The sequence below is a fragment of the Candidatus Nitrosopumilus sp. bin_7KS genome, assembly GCF_054095835.1.
Window position 1 is genome coordinate 113,288 of sequence record NZ_JBSWSO010000006.1, and the last position, 17,369, is coordinate 130,656.

Annotated in this window: 29 protein-coding genes and 1 tRNA gene; 28 read left to right on the forward strand and 2 right to left on the reverse strand. The window is 33.8% G+C overall.

What is annotated here, in order from left to right; genetic code table 11:
• Positions 1-167: 167 nt before the first annotated feature.
• The 3 genes from ACW9W4_RS06855 (at position 168) to ACW9W4_RS06865 (ending at position 2,754) form a co-directional block, all read left to right on the forward strand.
• Entirely contained in the window at positions 168-899 is a 732-nt protein-coding gene (locus tag ACW9W4_RS06855) for a cytochrome c biogenesis CcdA family protein (RefSeq protein ID WP_457761728.1), read from the forward strand.
• A gap of 4 nt (positions 900-903) precedes the next feature.
• Complete coding sequence (locus tag ACW9W4_RS06860) at positions 904-2,013, forward strand: redoxin family protein (RefSeq protein ID WP_457761729.1); 1,110 nt, start codon at positions 904-906, stop codon at positions 2,011-2,013.
• Positions 2,014-2,103: 90 nt separating this feature from the next.
• Positions 2,104-2,754: a Snf7 family protein gene (locus ACW9W4_RS06865; RefSeq protein WP_457761730.1), complete on the forward strand. Its 651-nt coding sequence runs from the start codon at positions 2,104-2,106 to the stop codon at positions 2,752-2,754.
• Positions 2,755-2,824: 70 nt separating this feature from the next.
• Here ACW9W4_RS06865 and ACW9W4_RS06870 read toward each other — a convergent pair whose 3' ends face one another.
• Positions 2,825-3,166, reverse strand: coding sequence for a hypothetical protein (locus tag ACW9W4_RS06870; protein ID WP_457761731.1), 342 nt, complete (start codon positions 3,164-3,166; stop codon positions 2,825-2,827).
• A 120-nt stretch (positions 3,167-3,286) separates the two neighbouring features.
• On the opposite strand from ACW9W4_RS06870, the gene ACW9W4_RS06875 reads away from it, so the two are divergent.
• Positions 3,287-4,555 carry a PQQ-dependent sugar dehydrogenase gene (locus ACW9W4_RS06875; protein WP_457761732.1) on the forward strand — a complete coding sequence of 423 codons (1,269 nt, stop codon included), beginning with the start codon at positions 3,287-3,289 and terminating at the stop codon, positions 4,553-4,555.
• Positions 4,556-4,723: 168 nt separating this feature from the next.
• On the opposite strand, the gene ACW9W4_RS06880 is transcribed toward ACW9W4_RS06875, so the two are convergent.
• Positions 4,724-5,140: a DUF371 domain-containing protein gene (locus tag ACW9W4_RS06880; protein WP_457761733.1), complete on the reverse strand. Its 417-nt coding sequence runs from the start codon at positions 5,138-5,140 to the stop codon at positions 4,724-4,726.
• A gap of 134 nt (positions 5,141-5,274) precedes the next feature.
• On the opposite strand from ACW9W4_RS06880, the gene ACW9W4_RS06885 reads away from it, so the two are divergent.
• The 24 genes from ACW9W4_RS06885 (at position 5,275) to ACW9W4_RS07000 (ending at position 16,781) form a co-directional block, all read left to right on the forward strand.
• Entirely contained in the window at positions 5,275-6,012 is a 738-nt protein-coding gene (locus ACW9W4_RS06885; RefSeq protein WP_457761734.1) for an archaeal proteasome endopeptidase complex subunit alpha, read from the forward strand.
• A gap of 31 nt (positions 6,013-6,043) precedes the next feature.
• A complete protein-coding gene (locus ACW9W4_RS06890) occupies positions 6,044-6,853 on the forward strand; it encodes a putative RNA uridine N3 methyltransferase (protein WP_457761735.1) in 810 nt (269 codons plus the stop codon).
• Between the two features lie 223 nt (positions 6,854-7,076).
• Complete coding sequence (locus tag ACW9W4_RS06895; protein WP_457761736.1) at positions 7,077-8,072, forward strand: 50S ribosomal protein L3; 996 nt, start codon at positions 7,077-7,079, stop codon at positions 8,070-8,072.
• Positions 8,072-8,884 (forward strand): 50S ribosomal protein L4, encoded by an 813-nt coding sequence (gene rplD, locus ACW9W4_RS06900; RefSeq protein WP_457761737.1) that lies wholly within the window; start codon positions 8,072-8,074, stop codon positions 8,882-8,884. The genes ACW9W4_RS06895 and rplD overlap by 1 nt, the downstream gene beginning before the upstream one ends.
• The gene (locus tag ACW9W4_RS06905) at positions 8,881-9,147 is read left to right on the forward strand and encodes a 50S ribosomal protein L23 (protein WP_179361908.1); all 267 of its coding nucleotides are present in this window, start codon (positions 8,881-8,883) and stop codon (positions 9,145-9,147) included. The genes rplD and ACW9W4_RS06905 overlap by 4 nt, the downstream gene beginning before the upstream one ends.
• 44 nt (positions 9,148-9,191) lie before the next feature.
• Positions 9,192-9,587, forward strand: a complete 396-nt coding sequence (locus ACW9W4_RS06910) for a 30S ribosomal protein S19 (RefSeq protein ID WP_457761738.1) — start codon at positions 9,192-9,194, stop codon at positions 9,585-9,587.
• 5 nt (positions 9,588-9,592) lie between these two features.
• A complete protein-coding gene (locus tag ACW9W4_RS06915; RefSeq protein ID WP_179361910.1) occupies positions 9,593-10,051 on the forward strand; it encodes a 50S ribosomal protein L22 in 459 nt (152 codons plus the stop codon).
• A 2-nt stretch (positions 10,052-10,053) separates the two neighbouring features.
• On the forward strand, positions 10,054-10,833 hold the full coding sequence (locus ACW9W4_RS06920) for a 30S ribosomal protein S3 (RefSeq protein WP_457761739.1): 780 nt from the start codon (positions 10,054-10,056) through the stop codon (positions 10,831-10,833).
• Positions 10,830-11,036, forward strand: coding sequence for a 50S ribosomal protein L29 (gene rpmC / locus ACW9W4_RS06925; RefSeq protein WP_457761740.1), 207 nt, complete (start codon positions 10,830-10,832; stop codon positions 11,034-11,036). Before ACW9W4_RS06920 ends, rpmC begins: the two co-directional genes overlap by 4 nt.
• On the forward strand, positions 11,033-11,299 hold the full coding sequence (locus ACW9W4_RS06930; RefSeq protein ID WP_457761741.1) for a ribonuclease P protein component 1: 267 nt from the start codon (positions 11,033-11,035) through the stop codon (positions 11,297-11,299). The genes rpmC and ACW9W4_RS06930 overlap by 4 nt, the downstream gene beginning before the upstream one ends.
• On the forward strand, positions 11,296-11,619 hold the full coding sequence (locus ACW9W4_RS06935; protein WP_457761742.1) for a 30S ribosomal protein S17: 324 nt from the start codon (positions 11,296-11,298) through the stop codon (positions 11,617-11,619). Before ACW9W4_RS06930 ends, ACW9W4_RS06935 begins: the two co-directional genes overlap by 4 nt.
• Complete coding sequence (locus tag ACW9W4_RS06940) at positions 11,619-12,041, forward strand: 50S ribosomal protein L14 (RefSeq protein WP_457761743.1); 423 nt, start codon at positions 11,619-11,621, stop codon at positions 12,039-12,041. Before ACW9W4_RS06935 ends, ACW9W4_RS06940 begins: the two co-directional genes overlap by 1 nt.
• A gap of 4 nt (positions 12,042-12,045) precedes the next feature.
• A complete protein-coding gene (gene rplX, locus ACW9W4_RS06945) occupies positions 12,046-12,513 on the forward strand; it encodes a 50S ribosomal protein L24 (RefSeq protein WP_457761744.1) in 468 nt (155 codons plus the stop codon).
• Complete coding sequence (locus ACW9W4_RS06950; RefSeq protein WP_457761745.1) at positions 12,513-13,229, forward strand: 30S ribosomal protein S4e; 717 nt, start codon at positions 12,513-12,515, stop codon at positions 13,227-13,229. The genes rplX and ACW9W4_RS06950 overlap by 1 nt, the downstream gene beginning before the upstream one ends.
• Before the next feature lie 4 nt (positions 13,230-13,233).
• A complete protein-coding gene (locus ACW9W4_RS06955) occupies positions 13,234-13,755 on the forward strand; it encodes a 50S ribosomal protein L5 (RefSeq protein ID WP_457761746.1) in 522 nt (173 codons plus the stop codon).
• Complete coding sequence (locus tag ACW9W4_RS06960; RefSeq protein ID WP_008300270.1) at positions 13,755-13,934, forward strand: 30S ribosomal protein S14; 180 nt, start codon at positions 13,755-13,757, stop codon at positions 13,932-13,934. Before ACW9W4_RS06955 ends, ACW9W4_RS06960 begins: the two co-directional genes overlap by 1 nt.
• A 6-nt stretch (positions 13,935-13,940) precedes the next feature.
• Positions 13,941-14,333, forward strand: a complete 393-nt coding sequence (locus tag ACW9W4_RS06965) for a 30S ribosomal protein S8 (protein ID WP_457761747.1) — start codon at positions 13,941-13,943, stop codon at positions 14,331-14,333.
• Positions 14,323-14,880, forward strand: a complete 558-nt coding sequence (locus ACW9W4_RS06970) for a 50S ribosomal protein L6 (RefSeq protein WP_457761748.1) — start codon at positions 14,323-14,325, stop codon at positions 14,878-14,880. Before ACW9W4_RS06965 ends, ACW9W4_RS06970 begins: the two co-directional genes overlap by 11 nt.
• A 14-nt stretch (positions 14,881-14,894) precedes the next feature.
• Positions 14,895-15,182: a hypothetical protein gene (locus ACW9W4_RS06975; protein WP_457761749.1), complete on the forward strand. Its 288-nt coding sequence runs from the start codon at positions 14,895-14,897 to the stop codon at positions 15,180-15,182.
• A gap of 71 nt (positions 15,183-15,253) precedes the next feature.
• Positions 15,254-15,327: transfer RNA gene (locus tag ACW9W4_RS06980), tRNA-Asn, on the forward strand.
• Between the two features lie 188 nt (positions 15,328-15,515).
• Positions 15,516-15,764: a hypothetical protein gene (locus tag ACW9W4_RS06985; protein WP_457761750.1), complete on the forward strand. Its 249-nt coding sequence runs from the start codon at positions 15,516-15,518 to the stop codon at positions 15,762-15,764.
• A 12-nt stretch (positions 15,765-15,776) separates the two neighbouring features.
• Positions 15,777-16,004: a hypothetical protein gene (locus tag ACW9W4_RS06990; protein ID WP_457761751.1), complete on the forward strand. Its 228-nt coding sequence runs from the start codon at positions 15,777-15,779 to the stop codon at positions 16,002-16,004.
• A gap of 127 nt (positions 16,005-16,131) precedes the next feature.
• The gene (locus ACW9W4_RS06995) at positions 16,132-16,581 is read left to right on the forward strand and encodes a DUF2299 family protein (protein ID WP_457761752.1); all 450 of its coding nucleotides are present in this window, start codon (positions 16,132-16,134) and stop codon (positions 16,579-16,581) included.
• A 62-nt stretch (positions 16,582-16,643) separates the two neighbouring features.
• Complete coding sequence (locus ACW9W4_RS07000) at positions 16,644-16,781, forward strand: hypothetical protein (RefSeq protein WP_457761753.1); 138 nt, start codon at positions 16,644-16,646, stop codon at positions 16,779-16,781.
• Positions 16,782-17,369 lie beyond the last annotated feature (588 nt).

Genomic DNA, 17,369 nt, shown 5'->3' on the forward strand with positions numbered 1-17,369 from the left:
TGAGCCAATAATTACTGCAAGTGCAACTATAATTCCTAAAACCACTCCGACAATGATAAATCGCTTATTCATATCAAAATTATCCACATCCCAGATAAAAAGGGATAGTAAAAGATAGGGTAAAGAATTGGAAGAAGGCTTTAAAGTAAAAATTGTAAATTTAGAACATGGCAGACCCAACTATTCTTGTAGCGGTACTTGCCGGTTTGGGTTCATTTGTTGCACCTTGTATTTTACCCATGATCCCAGCATTTCTAGCATATATCTCAGGTACAACTGTAACTGAATTAGGTTCCAAAAGCGGAACTGTTCTCTCAATCAATAGAGCAAATATTATTCTAAATACAGTATTTTTTGTATTAGGTTTTTCAGTAGTATTTTCCATACTAGGAGTTTTAATCAATAGTGTTCTTTCTAGTGCAGCAAGTGATTTTACAGAAAGTCTGAACATGGTAGGAGGAATCATCATTGTTTCATTTGGAATATTTTTGTTATTGTCTACAAAAATTCGTGCATTAAATGTAGAAAAGAAATTTTTTCCTAAAAATTCAAAATCAAGTTATCCAATGTCATTTGTGTTTGGTTTAGCATTTGCCGCTGGATGGACACCATGTGTAGGACCAATACTTGGCACAATCCTTACTTTAGCTGCCACCACACCATCAATTTCATTTAGTTTATTGTTGGCATATTCATTAGGATTGGGAATTCCATTTATTTTAATGGGAATCTTTTTTTCTAGAGCCACAAAAATAATTCGTTCAATGTCAAAACATCTAAAATACTATAATGTTATTTTAGGTGCTTTCATTATAATTTTAGGGATTTTGGTATTTACAAATCAACTCGCATACATTGCAAACTTTCCTCTTCTTAACGAGTTGGTACTCCTAGGGTGATTTAATGAATTCAGAAATAAAAACAGGCATAATATTTGGAATTATCATATCTGCAGGATTAGGCGTCGTAGGAGTAATTTTTTCATCATTAGATCAAGATGTACAATCATCCACTACATTCACAGACATGAATTCATTTTCAGAAATTGACAAGTCGGGATTTAAAAAAGCCCCAAAATTAGCAGGGATTGCTAATTATCTTAACACTACACCAGAAGAATTATCTAAAACGATAGAGGGAAAGGTTGTTCTGTATGACATTTGGACTTATAGTTGTATTAATTGTATCAGAACACTACCATACATCACTGCATGGGATGACAAATATTCTGATCAAGGATTATTAATTATCGGAGTTCATTCACCAGAATTTGAATTTGAAAAAGATCCCAAAAATGTTCAAATTGCTATTGACAAATATGGAATAGAATATCCTGTTGTATTAGATAATGATATGGAAACTTGGAAAGCTTTTGAAAATAGATATTGGCCAAGAAAATACATTGCTGATCATGAAGGATACATCAGATATGATCATATTGGAGAAGGAAGCTATCAAGAAACTGAAAAAGTTATTCAGAAATTATTAGAAGAGCGAAATGCATCATTAGGAGTTCAAACATCAACTACAACATCATTAGTAGATATCGAAGAATTTCAACATTCATTATTTAGAACACCAGAATTATATTTTGGACACTATTTTGCACAAAATAGAAATCAATTAGGAAGTGATGAAGGTTTCCAACCTGGAAAAATAGTAACATATTCAGAACCAGATAAAATTAATTTACATAATTTCTACCCAATAGGCAAATGGGAAAATAATAAGGAAAACATGCAACTTGTGTCAGATACAGGTATCATTAAACTACAATACAATGCAAAAGAAGTAAACATTGTTACTGAAAATAATGCAATGTTGAAGATATTTCTTGATGGAAATCCACTTCCTGAAGATTATGCAGGATCAGATATTACATCAGGAAATGAATTAGTCACATCAGAAGCAAAATTGTACAATATAATCAGCAGTACAGATAGTGCCTCTCATCTATTGGAGATAGAAATCCAAGGGAGTGGATTCCAAGTGTTTGCATTCACCTTTGGATAGTGTACCTCTAACAAGTGTAACTCCAGTGACACCACATGCAGTGACAACTCTGTTTAAAAGAAAAAAAACAACCATAATTTGGATAAAAGTATGATTAGTAACTCTTGGAATAAAACAGAAGGAGAAAGTATTTCTCAAAGAGTTATGGGAAAAGTAAAACCAGATGAGCCATTAAAAAACAAGATTGATTTTGCACAAAAAAAATTACAATTCCAGATTTCAAAATTAGAAGGAATAAATGAAAAATTACAGATAAAACATGATAAGATCTTTGAAAAAATAGTAAATGCACAAAGAAACAACAAACCTGCATATGCTCAGGCATATGCTGGAGAATTAACTCAGGTTAGAAAAATGAAGAACATGGTTGGAGGAGCAAAGTTATCCATGGAACAAGTCAAACTTAGATTAGATACAGTTTCAGAATTAGGAGATGTAGTAGTAACACTCAGCCCATGCATGGCAATAATCAAAGGTCTAAGTCCATCACTTAATGGAATTATGCCAGAAGCTAATGCATCAATGCAAGATTTGTCACAAATACTAGGTGATGTGATGTCTGGTTCATCAGTAGGTATTGGAGACAGTATGAGTATGGTACCAGATACAAATGCAGACACATTAGCTATTCTAGAGGAAGCACACAGTGTAATTGCAGGACAAACAAAGTCTACAATTCCAGACATACCAGATTCACTCAAACAGCAAATTGTTGAGAAAAAAACAGATATCTTCATCTAAACATCTACAATTCATTGCAGTTTATTGATTAGATGATTATCAAAAAAATAGAATTAAGAAATTAACCCAATCATTTAGATTTCTTTTTACTTTTTTGAATTAAAATTTTCTTAATTCTAGAAATAGTAGGATAGCTATACCCACGTCTACGATAATTAGCAATCATCATCTTCCAATTTTTTAATCTCCACTGAGCCTGTTCAGTGGTAACTGAGTGAACTTCTTTCTGAATGATACTTTTTCTCCCCACTTTAAGAGTACCAGCATCTTTGGCAGACCATCTATTTTTTGCAAATTTCAATCCAGAAAGAATTTCCTTTACAGGCATATCTTTGAAATATTCTTTTAATTTCTTTAATTCAGCATCAGTAGGAATCTTAGAAATGGGTAATTCAATAACTGGTTTTACCATAAAGATCAAAGTTGCATCATGCTTTAAGAGAAACTTGCTAAAGGAGAATTAACAAAACATGATCATTTTTGATAATGTTGATGTAACAAACATTTAATGTAAAATTACAACCAATAAAATATGAAAGAATTAGTCTGGAGTTTAGTATTTTTATCATTAATTCCAGTTTCGTTTGCACAAGAGTATCCAGAAATAGGAGTAAAAGTAGAGATTGTGGCAGATAATCTAACAATTCCATGGAGCATAGACTGGTTACCTGATGAAACCATCCTATTTACTGAAAGAAATGGCAATCTAAGAATCATCCAACATGGAATTTTGTTTGACGAACCTCTTCTATCACTAGGTGTTGGAGGTGTCGAAGGAGGAATGCTGGGGATTGCAGTTGATCCAAAATATTCTGAAAATAATTTCATTTATTTGTATTATACCTACAATGAATTATTATCCACATCAAACAAACTTGTACGTTATCAATTATCAGATGGAATTTTAGTAGAAGATAAAATATTACTAGATAAAATATTACTAGATAAAATTCCAGGAGGTCCTTTTCATGATGGAGGAAGAATTCAATTTGGTCCCGATGGAAAACTCTACATCACAACAGGTGAAGCAGGACAACCTAATTTATCACAAGATTTGAATTCATTAGGAGGGAAAATTCTAAGAATTAATTCAGATGGCACTATTCCAGATGATAACCCATGGGAGAATTCTCCAGTGTATTCCTTTGGACATAGAAATCCTCAAGGAATAGATTGGGATAAGTCAGGGAATCTATTTGCAACTGAGCACGGGCCATCAGGTTGGAGAGGTATTGCTCATGATGAAATTAATCAAATTATTGCAGGTGCAAATTATGGTTGGCCACACATCATTGGAGATGAAGAAAAAGAAAATATGCAAAATCCCATTTTACATTCAGGAGAAGATACATGGGCACCTTCAGGTTCAGAATTTTATCAAGGAGATAAAATACCACAATGGACAGGAAAATATTTTGTTGCAACATTACGCGGCAATCATCTTCACATGATTGAATTTAATTTACAAAACAATTCAGTCACATCACATGAAAAATTATTTCAAGATGAATTTGGAAGATTAAGAGATGTACAAACAGGCCCTGATGGATTTTTGTACATTCTAACCAGTAACCAAGATGGCAGAGGATCACCAAAAATTAATGACGATAAAATTCTCAGAATAGTTCCAATAGATCATACATCACCATCAAAAGACAACATGATGAATGAACCAAGACCAACAGACGTTAGTGAAACTAGAGGGTATGTAAGCCAAATTTATGCATTTGCAGGATTTGGTTTAGTAGTAATAATTAGTTTTTTTATAATTAAAAAATCGAAGAATGGAAATAAAGTCTAACAAATTATTTTAGCAATCAAGTGGAATGTTTGAATTTTTGCAGAGTGTATTATACATTCCAAATCCAATAATTATTGCAGCAAAGGTTGCTAATGGAATTAAAAGGAAAATTTTTGTTTTAAGACCCATAGCAATAATCATGGACCCATCTATAAAATTGTGACAGTGTCATTCAACTGTGATTGTAAGGATACCAACAGTTTTTGGATCTTGTAATCGTGTAACCATACTACGAGGTACTAAATCAGATGCCTTGTCACAATTTATTGCAAGTGTACGGGGACAGATAAAATCACTTTTTCTAATGACAATGTCGTCATTATGAGATAAAATAAGTTCAGGATGACCTTTACCCTCAATTACAAAATATTCATCTCCAACTTTAATTGAAAAAGTTACTTTAGAATCAGGGTTTTTTAGTTTAGTTTTCAATTCATTAGGTAAATCGGCACAACCAGATTTTGCATTTACACCGATAATACAATCGCCGCTAGGAGTCAAATGGGATTCTTTTGTAATTTCAATAGTTTTTTGATGATTTGAACGAATATTTTCATGACCTGAAAATTCTATTTCAAATTTCATATGTCACTCATAAATTCAGTTTCAAATTAAAGTTTGATTAGTACAAATCAAAAGAAATCAGGCTCCGATCAATGTAGCATTTACTCTCAATTGTGGGCATGGTTTAAATTGTATAATCAAAGCATTGCAATCAAATGCTTCCTGCACAACAAGGTTACGATAGAGCAATTACAGTATTCTCACCAGACGGTAGATTATACCAAGTGGAATATGCTATTGAAACTGTAAGAAGAGGAACAATTGCTGTCGGTGTAAAATGTAAAGACGGTATTATTATTGCAGTGGAAGAAAAACCAAGAAAACTACAAATTTCAGAAACTGCTCAAAAGATTTTCCAAATTGATGATCATGTAGGAGTTGCAGCAGCAGGATATATCCCAGATGCTAGAAGTCAAGTAGACAATGCACGATTCTTTTCACAAAGTAACAAGATGATTTATGATGAACCAGTTGAAGTTGAAACAATTGCTAAACATTTAGCTGATCAATGTCAACAATATACTCAATATGCAGGTGTAAGACCATATGGTGTTGCATTAATTCTAGGCGGAGTTGTAAACAACACACCACAATTGTATCTAACAGACCCTAGTGGAACATACATCTCATATGATGCAATAGCAATTGGATCTGGTTCTGATCAAGTAACTGACTTTTTAGAGAAAACATACAAAGCAGATCTTTCACTTGATGATGCTGCAGTATTAGCTTCTGCAGGAATTTATCTTTCAAGTGAAGATAAAGAAGGAACAAGCCATATCAGAATGGCACATATCAAAAAAGAAACAGGGTTGTATGAATTAGTATCAGATGAACAAATTACAAAATATGCAACTGAAGCTAAAACAAAGTACCCACACGAGCAAAAATAATTATTTTAAGGGCCTGAGAGATTAAATTACATTGAAATTATCTGTTGCAATTCCCGAGTCTGCATTATCAGATGAATCCCTTAAAATTGATAAAACTAGAAAAATTTCTGTGCTAGCAAGAGCTTGTGCAATTTTTAAAATTGATACAATCTACATCTATCAAGAAGGAAACAAAAAAACAGACCCAGGATTAATGGTGATGATTTTAAGATATTTAGAAACACCACAATTTTTGAGAAGAAGATTATTTCCAAAGATGAATGATTTAAAATTTGCAGGAGTTTTACACCCATTAAAAATTCCAAGTCACAATACACCAGTGAATTCTAAAAAAATTAAAGCCGGAGACATTAGAGAAGGTATTGTAGTAAGTTCAAAGGGAGAAAAATATGTAGACGTTGGAATTAACCAATTGATTCGATATTATGGTAACAACACTACAAATGGAAAAAGAGTGACAATTAAATTCAAAGAAGGCTATCCTAAACTTTCAATCAAAGATATTGATAAAAGTGAAGTTCCAGAGTATTGGGGATATTCAGTAAAAGAGAGAGCAAATTTGTTTTCCATACTATCAGAATGGAAAGGAAACATCATCATAACATCAAGAAAAGGAAAACCAGTATCCAATGAACAGTTATCAAAATATACAAAATCAGATGAACATACTCTAGTTGTATTTGGATCACCTGAGAAAGGAGTTCATGAGATAATTGGAGGAAGGATGAATAAAGTTCAAAATGCAAAATCAATTAACTTTTTCCCAAACCAAGCAACTGAAACTGTACGTCTAGAAGAAGCACTGTTAGGAACATTGGCAATACTTAACGCCAATACTTAACGCCAATAATTAATCAAAAATGCCTGAAAGAAAAAATTTTTTGTTACTTGCAATTGGTTTAGGAGTAATAGGGATCATTATTGGAGGATATACAATTTGGAACACGGTCTCAGAATTAATCGCACCATAACAAATTAGGCATAGTTGGTTAACCTGATTTTTTTTAATGGTTAACGATATCTCACATGGTTTAATAGAGGGAAATCGATGATGCGATTTAGTCATGGGAGCTCGAAAAAGACACCAACCACGTAGAGGAAGTCTAGCATATTCACGTAGAGTACGTGCAAAGTCAATGGAGGCAAGAATTAGGGCTTGGCCATCAAGATCATCTTCTGAAGAACCAAAAATTTTAGCACATTGTGGTTTCAAAGCAGGTTGTGTTCAAATTGTCAGCATCGATGACCGTGATAAAGTTCCAAACGCAGGAAAACAATTGGTAAGTTTAGGAACAGTACTAGTAACACCACCAGTGTTAATTTTAGGAATCAGAGGATATTCAAAAGATCATGATGGCAAACATGCAGAGTTTGATGTGTATGCAGAAGACATTCCAAAAAATATTGCTAAAGAAATTACAATTAAAAATATTGCAGGATCAATTGAGAATGCAGAGACAAGATTAAAAAGAATTAAAGAAATTTATGCAATTGTTGCAGTTTCTCCAAGAGCAGCAGGATTAGAAATGAAAAAACCATATATTTTTGAAGCAATGGTAAGTGGAGGCGACATTGTAAAACAATTTGCACATGTCAAAGAACATCTAGGTAAAGAAATTAAAATTGATCAAATCTTTGAAACAGGTTCAACTGTAGATGTTGCAGCAATTACTAAAGGTCATGGATGGCAAGGTACAATGAGAAGATGGGGAGTAAAAAAGAAACAACATAAATCAAGAAAAACAGTTAGAGAAGTTGGTTCATTAGGTCCTATTTCACCACAAAGTGTCATGTACACAGTTCCAAGATCAGGACAGACAGGATTCCATCAAAGAATAGAATACGATAAACGAATTATGATTATGGGTAATACTGAATCAGATGAAATTAAAATCAATCCAGATGGAGGATACAAACACTTTGGATTAGTTAAAGGTGATTTTATAATTCTAAAAGGTTCAGTCCCTGGAACTTACAAGAGATTAATTAAACTTAGAAGTCAAATCAGAAATGCACCAGTTAAAGTCAATAAACCAAACATCTTGGAGGTTGTAGTATAATGAAGACAACAACATACACAACAACTGGAACTAAAGATACAGAAATTGAATTACCAATAATATTTTCAACTCCATTTAGAAGAGATCTAATTCACAAAGCTGTCACCAATTTAACATCTCATAAATTCCAAAGACAGGGAAGAAAACCAATGGCAGGTATGGATGTAGTTGCAGATTCAAACGATCCTCCAACAGGTCAAGGTGTATCTCGTGTTGCAAGAATGCAAGGTGGAGGCGGTGGAAGACAAGGACAAGGTGCAGAAGTTGCATCAACCAGAGGGGGAAGACAAGCACATCCACCAATTGTAGAAAAAGTGATTTTTAAGAAATTAAACAAAAAAGAGAATAAACTTGCATTATGTTCTGCTATTGCAGCAACAGCATCAAAAGACCTTGTTGAACTTAGAGGTCACAAAGTAGAAGGAATAGAATCATTCCCAATTATAGTATCAGATGATATTGAGACTATTGCTAAAACAAGTGAAATTACCAAAGTCTTAGACGCATTGAAATTAACACAAGATGTCAAAAGATTAAACGCAAGAAAACCACGTTCTGGACAATCAAGACTTAGAGGCAGAACCAAGAAAATAGGCAAAAGTGTTTTGTTTGTAACTGCAAATTCAACAAATCTTTCACAAGCAACAGGTGCATTGCCAGGCGTAGAAGTAAGAAATGTCAAAGACTTGAGTGTATTAGATTTAGCCCCAGGTTCTGATCCAATTAGATTAACAGTATATTCCAAATCTGCAATAGAGGAGATTGGAAAAATAAAATCAACACATCTCGAAGTAATGGTGAAATCACAATGAATGTAGATCAAGCAATGAAAATCATCATAAAGCCGTACATTACGGAAAAAACCTTTGCAATGGTAGAGAATGAAAGTAAAATTTGTTTCATAGTAGAGATATCCGCAAATAAATCAGAAATTTCAGAAGCAGTAAAGACACTCTATAATCAAAATGTCAAAAAAGTAAACACTGCAAGAACAATTTACGGCAAAAAAGCTTATGTTCAGTTTGAAAATACCGAAAAAGCCAGAGATTTGGCAACAAAGATAGGAATGCTCTAATATGGACCATAGAACTCGAAGAATACTAACAGAGGAGAATAGAGATGGTTAAAGAATTTTTATACAGAGGCATTCCAAAAGAGGAACTAGATAGTCTATCACTAGAAAAATTATTCTTGTTATTTAATTCCAGACAAAGACGATCACTTACCAGAGGAATCACAGATGGAAAAAGAAAATTGATTGAAGAAATTAAAGCTGCAAAAGCAGGTAAATTAAAAAATCCTATCAAAACTCATGTAAGAGATTTGATTGTTCTACCATACATGGTAGGTATTACAGTAAACACATTCTCCGGAAAAGAATTCCAACCAGTTGCAATAACAACTGAAATGATTGGACATTATTTGGGAGAATATGTAATAACGAACAAGAAGGTTTCACATGGTGCCCCAGGTGTTGGTGCATCAAGATCCAGCCTTTACGTGCCATTAAAGTGATTGTTATGGGTAGATTCAATTACGCTTTCCAAAATTATGACCCAACTAGACACGTACGTTCATCACTACGTGAAAAAGATATTTCTCATAAACATGCACGTGAAGTTGCAGTCTCAATCAAAGGATTATCAATTGAAAAAGCAAGAGACTATCTTATTGCAGTAATTAACAAAAAAAGAGCAGTTCCATTTGGAAGATACAAAAATCAAGTTGCACACAGACCAGACCCAGGAGTAATGTCTGGACGTTATCCACAAAAAACTGCAAAAGAATTCATCAAAGTTTTAGACAATTTAGAATCAAATGCAGAATACAAAGGAATGGATTTAGATAGATTAAGAATTGTAAACGCAACTGTTCACAAAGGAGTTGTTGTAAAAAGATTCATCCCAAGAGCAATGGGAAGAGCAACTCCAAAGAACAATGTATTAACTCACGTAGAATTGGTGGCAAAGGAGATTTAGAAATGTCAGCAGTAAAGAATGTAATTAAAGATAACTACAACATGATGTTACTCAAAGATTATCTGAGAGAGGCAATCAAAGATGCAGGTTTCTCACATGCAGAGATTTCAAAAACACCAGTCGGTACCAGAGTTGCATTACATGTAACAAGACCAGGTATCGTAATTGGAAGAAAAGGTTCAGGAATTAGAGCACTAACAGAAAAACTTGCAACAGACTTTGGATTAAAAAACCCACAAATTTCAGTAGTTGAAATTGAAAAACCAGAATTAGCACCAAGTGTAATGTGCAATAGAATGGCATCACATTTGGAAAGAGGAACAGCATTTAGAAGAGCAACCATGTGGACACTTAAACAAATAATGGAAGGCGGTGCAATGGGCGTTCAAATTACAATTTCAGGAAAACTTAGAGGTGACCGTTCAGCATTTGAGAAACACACCCAAGGAATTTTACCAAGAGCAGGACATCATGCAGAGATTATAGTAGATGAAGACATTGCACACGTAAAAACAGCAATGGGATTAATCGGAGTTAGAATTAGAATTGCTAAAAAAGAAAAACTCATTCCAGAATTTGAAATGAGAACTGAAAAATCTATGAAAGCAAAAGCAGAGAAAATAAGAATTGAAGAAATTGAAGTTGAAGGTGCCAAAATAGAAGTTATCAAAGCACAAGGCAAAAAAGATAATGCGAAATCAGAATCAGAAAGAATTGCACTTGAAGCAAAGAACATGGAAACACTTGAAACACTAGAAGAAGAGGAGACCAAATTGAAATGACCAGACTCAGTATGAAGACAATTAATCAATTAAACGAAAAAGATCTTAAAGGTAAAATTCAAGAAACACGCAGTGAGCTTGCCAAACTTAGAATTGACGGTTCTAAAGGAACATTGAGAAAAGAGAGTGGAAAACTAAAACCATTAAGACACGACATTGCAAGAATGCTTACAAGATTAACTGAGATGAGGAAAAAGAATTGATTACTGCAGACAACATAACATCACATGAATTCATAGGATTAGACACAGAGATCATCCAATCAACCAACCCACAAGTAGTAGGATTAAATGGAAGAATTATCAATGAAACAAAATCAATGTTTACAATAAACACAGAAAATGGTTCAAAATCCATTGCAAAATCAACCAACAGTTGGAAATTCTCCATTCAAGGAAAGGATGTAGTAGTTGAAGGTACAAAAATTGTAAAAAGACCATTTGATAGAATTGGAGGAAGAGCATGACTCAAAATATAGGATTAAAAGTTAAAGAGCCAACCAGAGAATGCGAAGACAGGCATTGTCCATTCCATGGCAGATTATCAATCAGAGGGAAACTCTTTGATGGTAAAGTGACAGGAGCAAAAGCAAGACAGACCATCACATTACAAAAAGATGCACCAATTTACTTTAGTAAATTTAAGAGATATGCAAGAGGTACAAGTACAATTCATGCACACGTACCAGGCTGCATAGATGTTGAAGCAGGAGATCATGTCTTAACTGCAGAATGCAGACCAATCTCAAAATCAGTATCATATGTTGTTGTGGAGGTTAAGGCATAATGGCAAAGCAAGCAGGTAAAGGAGTAGAAGAATTCAGACCATATGTTACCAAAGTAATTCCTGTCGGTGCAAATATTGTATGTGCAGATAACTCTGGTGCTAAAATTTTAGAAGTAATCAATGTTCCAAGACATAAAACAAGATCATCCAGACTTGCATCAGCATCTGTCGGTGACTTTTGTAACGTTGTAGTTAAGAAAGGTCCTGCAGAGTTGAGAAAGCAAGTGTATGGCGCAGTAATTATTAGACAAAAATATGCAGTTAGAAGATTAAATGGTGTAAGAGTTTGTTTTGAAGATAATGCAGCAGTGCTAATTACTCCAGAAGGAGAAACTAAAGGAACAGACATCAAAGGACCAGTTGCAGCAGAAGCTACAGAAAAATGGCCAAGAGTAGCTAACTTGGCATCAATGGTGGTTTAATAAAATGAAGCCAACTAAAATGCGCAATCAGATGATTTACCAGGCAACATACAAAACTAAAAGTAAACAACTCGGAAGTGCACTTTCAAAAGATCTTCATAAAAAATATGCTAAAAGAAGTGTAAGAGTAGTAGAAGGAGACAGCGTCACAATTGTAAGAGGGGAATTCAAAGGAGTTGATGGTAAAATAGCTAAAATATCTACACAGAAAAGCAGTGTTGCAATTGAAGGAGTAAAGAAAGAAAAAACCAAAGGAGAAAAATTTGACGTTTACATTCACACATCTAATCTTGTAGTTACTTCACTAAACACAGTAGACAAATGGAGAATTGCAAAACTTGAAGGGAAAGATCCTAGAAAACAACCAAAAACAGAAAAAGTATCTACTGAAACAAAAACAGAGCCTGTAAAAGTTGCCCCTAAAGAAACAAAAGTAGCAGAAAAGGCCAAAAAAGAGGAAGATGATAATTAATGGTAAGCATAGCAGGCAGTAAGAAACTCAAACGACAAATGGCCCCACAATTCTGGGGAATTACCAGAAAAGCAAAACGATTTGTAATTACTGTAAAACCAGGTTCACACAAAAAAAGTTTCTCAGTTCCTACAGCAGTATTTCTCAGAGACATGCTAAGTATCGTTACCAGTCTAAGAGAAGCAAAAGCATCAATTTATTCTGGAAGAGTAAAAATTGATGGAGTTGTTAGAAAATCACTTCACCATTCAATAGGATTAATGGATGTTGTAGAGCTAGCAGATGTATCAGATATTTATCGTCTAGTTCCAACTGAAGACAAATTACTAAAACCAATTAAAATTAACGAATCAGAAAAATCTAAAAAACTTGTTAGAGTTACCACTAAAACTACACTCAACAAAGGAAAATTGCAAATTGGATTCCATGACGGACGTTCAATTATTTCAGATATCAAAGTAAATGTTGGCGATTCATGTTTAATTCAAGTGCCAGAACAAAAAATTCTTGAAGTAATTAAATTAGAAACAGGGATTCAAGGACTGGTTACAAGAGGAAACAACGCAGGACAAATTGGTAAAATTGAATCAATTGAAGAAGGAACATTCATTCTTCCTAAAAGAGTCATACTCACATTAGGAGAAAGGAAAATCGAAATTCCTGCAGACATCATTATGCCAATTGGAAAACAGGAGCCAATAATTCAATTAAAGTGATCTTATGTCTCAAGTAACAGAATCCCCAATGAGAAAAATCTCTTTAGAGAAAATTGTTCTAAACATGGGTTTAGGTAAATCAGGAGATGTGATTACCACAGCACAAGTTGCACTAGAGCAAATTTCTGGAAAAAAACCATCAACACGTAATGCAAAAGCAGCATACAGAGATTGGGGAGTAAGAAAAGGCGAACCAATAGGAGTTGCAGTTACAATTCGTGGAGAGGATGCAGTTGCATTATTGAAAAGACTACTTGAAGCCAAAGGTAACGCAATAAACGGTAAATCATTTGACAATTTTGGAAACTTTTCATTTGGAATTAACGAGCACATAGATATTCCAGAAGTAAAATATGACCCACAAGTTGGAATTTTAGGATTAGGAATTTCAATTACATTAACTAGACCAGGATATGGAATTAGAACTCGAAGTAAACACAAAGCTAGAGTTGGAAAAACTCATGTTATCAAAAGTCAAGAAGCAAAAGATTATCTAGAAAAAGAATTTGGAGTGACTATAACATAATGGCAAAAGATAGATCATACGAAGCAACAGGAAGAAAAAAACACGACTTTGGAAGAGGTTCCAGATGGTGTAAAAGATGTGGGGATTATACAGCAGTCATTCAAAAATATGATTTAATGTTATGTAGACGATGCTTCAGAGAAGTAGCAACATCTTTAGGGTTCAGGAAAAATAAGTGATTTAATATGCCAGCAACAAACATCTTAGCAAATCTATTTGTCACACTTTACAATAATGAAGCAAGAAGAAAATCAGATTGCATCATTCTTCCAACCTCAAAACTAGGTATAGAAGTTCTAAAGACACTTCAAAAAGACGGATACATTGGTGAATTTGAGCATATTGACGATAAAAGAGGCGGAAAATTCAAAATTAAACTATTAGCAAAAATTACAAAATGTGGAGCAATCTCCCCAAGATTCAAAGTAAAAACAGATGAATACAATAGTTGGGAGCAACAATATTTGCCTGCATATGACAGAGGAATGCTTTTGGTAACAACCAACCAAGGAGTAATGTCACATCATGATGCAGTAACTAAAGGAATTGGAGGATTTTTGATAGGTTATGTCTACTGAGCAACTAGAAAAATTCCAAGATCAAGTGGATATTCCTGAAGGAGTCACAGTCACTCTAAAGAAACACATGCTGCACTTTGTAGGACCATTAGGTAAAACTCACAAAAGTTTTAGAACCATTCCAGTAAACATCAAAATCGAAGAAGGGAAGATTCTCTTATCCACAATTGAACAAAAAAAGAGAGATTATGCAATACTACATACTGCAAGATCAATTATTAGAAATATTTGTGAAGGTCTAGTTACAGGATATACAATAAAAATGAAAATTGTGTTCTCTCACTTTCCAATTACTGTCAAAGTAGATGGAAAGTCAATCATAATTGAAAATTTCCAAGGAGAAAGAGCTCCAAGATTGACACATATTGTTGGAAATACCAAAGTGGTTCCAAAAGGGGAAGATGTCATTCTTACAGGTGAAGTGTGGACTGATATCACACAGACAGCTGCCAACATAGAATTAAGATCCAAAGTAAAGAACAAAGATCATAGAGTTTTCCTTGACGGTATCTATTCATTTGAAAAGAAAAAAGGCATAGAAAAGTAAAATCAGTTTACCAAATGACCCTTGATCCTGAATTTTCAAAACAGACAACTGATTTAATAGTACAAACTTTAGAATTATACAAATCTGCAGGTGCATCTCCAAGAATCGGTGAAACATGGGACTGTGGAAATATTGGGGATTTTTTATGTGGGTTTTTTGTCGGCGAAATGGTTGGCTCAGCACTTAGTGCATTTCAAATTGTACACCAAAGAGAACCAACAGCTGATGAACACTTGGAAATTATTGAATTAGTAGAGAGTCATGCAAAAGAAATTAAAGAATTCTTTGCCAAATTCAACTAAACATTTTCTAACTTTAGTTTATTATGCATAGTCGCAAAGATTAAATCACTTTTGCCAAGGTACAATCGTGTGCCTCCCTAGCTCAGCGTGGTAGAGCAACCGGCTGTTAACCGGTTGGTCACCAGTTCAAGTCTGGTGGGAGGCGCTTCTTTCTAAACTCGAGTTCTGAAACATTCTATTTCTACAATAGTACTATAATCAAAGAACATGATTCAATATGTTTCTAAATTCGAATTTAGAAATATTGATCGGTTGTTAGTAATTGGTTTACTCTATTAGACAATATAGATCTAATACATGATCGCATACTTAGAATGATGCAGGAGGTTTACATTGGTCAGAACTAGAAGGGCCAACAGATATTGTGTGGATTGTGGAGCAAGATTGGTGTATTATCCAAGATTGTCAAATCCAAAAGCGCCAAATGAACATAGAGTGCTAGTGTATGCATGTCCAGATTGTACAGAAGACTTTGAAAAACCAAAAATGTTCTCAATTAGACGTAATCAAGTAGAAGATCCTTTAGAAACAGTAGAAATTGAAATCACGCAACTACAGAAAAAAGTTATAGTTGCAAAATAAAGATGAAAAAGAATGTCATATCCAGAAAAAACTAGAAGTAATGCATGGTTTCTGTTACCAATTTTCTTTGGAATGATTGGTGGAATTATTGCATTTTTTATTTTACGAAAAGATGATCCACATAAGGCAAGGAATTGTTTGTACATTGGAATTGTATTCATGGTGATTGGTATAATTTTCAATATTGTGATTGCATCAACGGTTCCAGGCTTGGATTCAGGCTTTAATGTAAACATCTAGCAAATAATATCTTGTTTTCCAGGTAAAGATAACAGTTATTTCTAAACTCGAGTTTAGAAACATTCTAAATTCAGTAGGGTAATCATTCAAATTTAGAATCATATAGTACTAATTTCAAAGATTTTCAATGAGTGCATCAAGGATGAGAGATAACGTAGAGAGATGGGTAATTCATGAAGGGTTATCATTTGAAGGAGTAAAAAACCCAGAAAATAATTTTCAAATTCTAGTAAAACATGCAGGACAGTACGGGATTCCAGTAGACATATTTGAACCAAAAGGACAGCCAGGCATCCTAGTAATTGGTGCCAAAGTTGAAATGAAAAATAATCAAATTGCAAGATATTTGGGATTTAGTGCAGAAGAGAAAGCAAAATTTGAGAAAAAAGTGAGCGATTATTGCTATTCCATACAGGCAATAAACAAAATTATCACTGAAGATGGAAAACAAAAAGTCGGAGTCTATGTAGTGATGGATGACAAGGAAAACATCAATCAACAAACAATGCTAGAGGCAATAGACAGTGTTTCAGAGAAATACGATAAAACAGCCAGATTTTTGTTGAAAACATTTTAAAAAAAATAGATGATTTATCAGTTCTACGCGGACCTTATATCGAAAAGTCACCATGATAGAATATGATAGCAACAAAATCTACAACAAAAAATACAACAAACCCAAGTTTTTTAGAAACCCAATTTCTTAAACTCAAGGCATCAAAAAACAAGGCTTTTGTTTTAACAATGATTGCAACTTTGGTGGTGTTTGTGAAATGAATATCTGTAATCTGTTATTCAAGCACACAACAAAGAACTTTGAGATCAATGTTAGCATCAATGTCAGTAAGCTCAGACTTGATGAACCAACTACAAAATGGGAGGCAATTCAGAATTGAATATCCTCAAAATGATAGACGAGGTTCTTGAGACATATGACAAAAAAGAGGGCAAATTACATGAATAATTTCTTCAAAGTGATGGGGCTAGCACTAGCAGTCCATTTCATCGTAAAGACAGTCCAGAAAGAACTGAAGCAATAATTGGCCTAGTCATCTTTTTGTTGAAAAAACCCCCCTTATTTGGGGCAAAATGTGTGTCCAATAATGCACACATATAGTAAAATCAGAATTTTCCTAAAATTAAATGATGAAAGAGAGTATTTTACAAATTGATGAATCAGCAATCAATGAAACATTTGCATCTACAAATAACATATTTGATAAATTTAGAATACTTTCATCAAGTCTATTTCTTCAAATATTTGACTGGATCACATCAATTTCAGATAACTTTCTAAAATGAGTGATTTCCCAAAATTAAGGCTAGGCGTTAAACCCCCCCTTAAAATTAGCATGTTTAGTCACA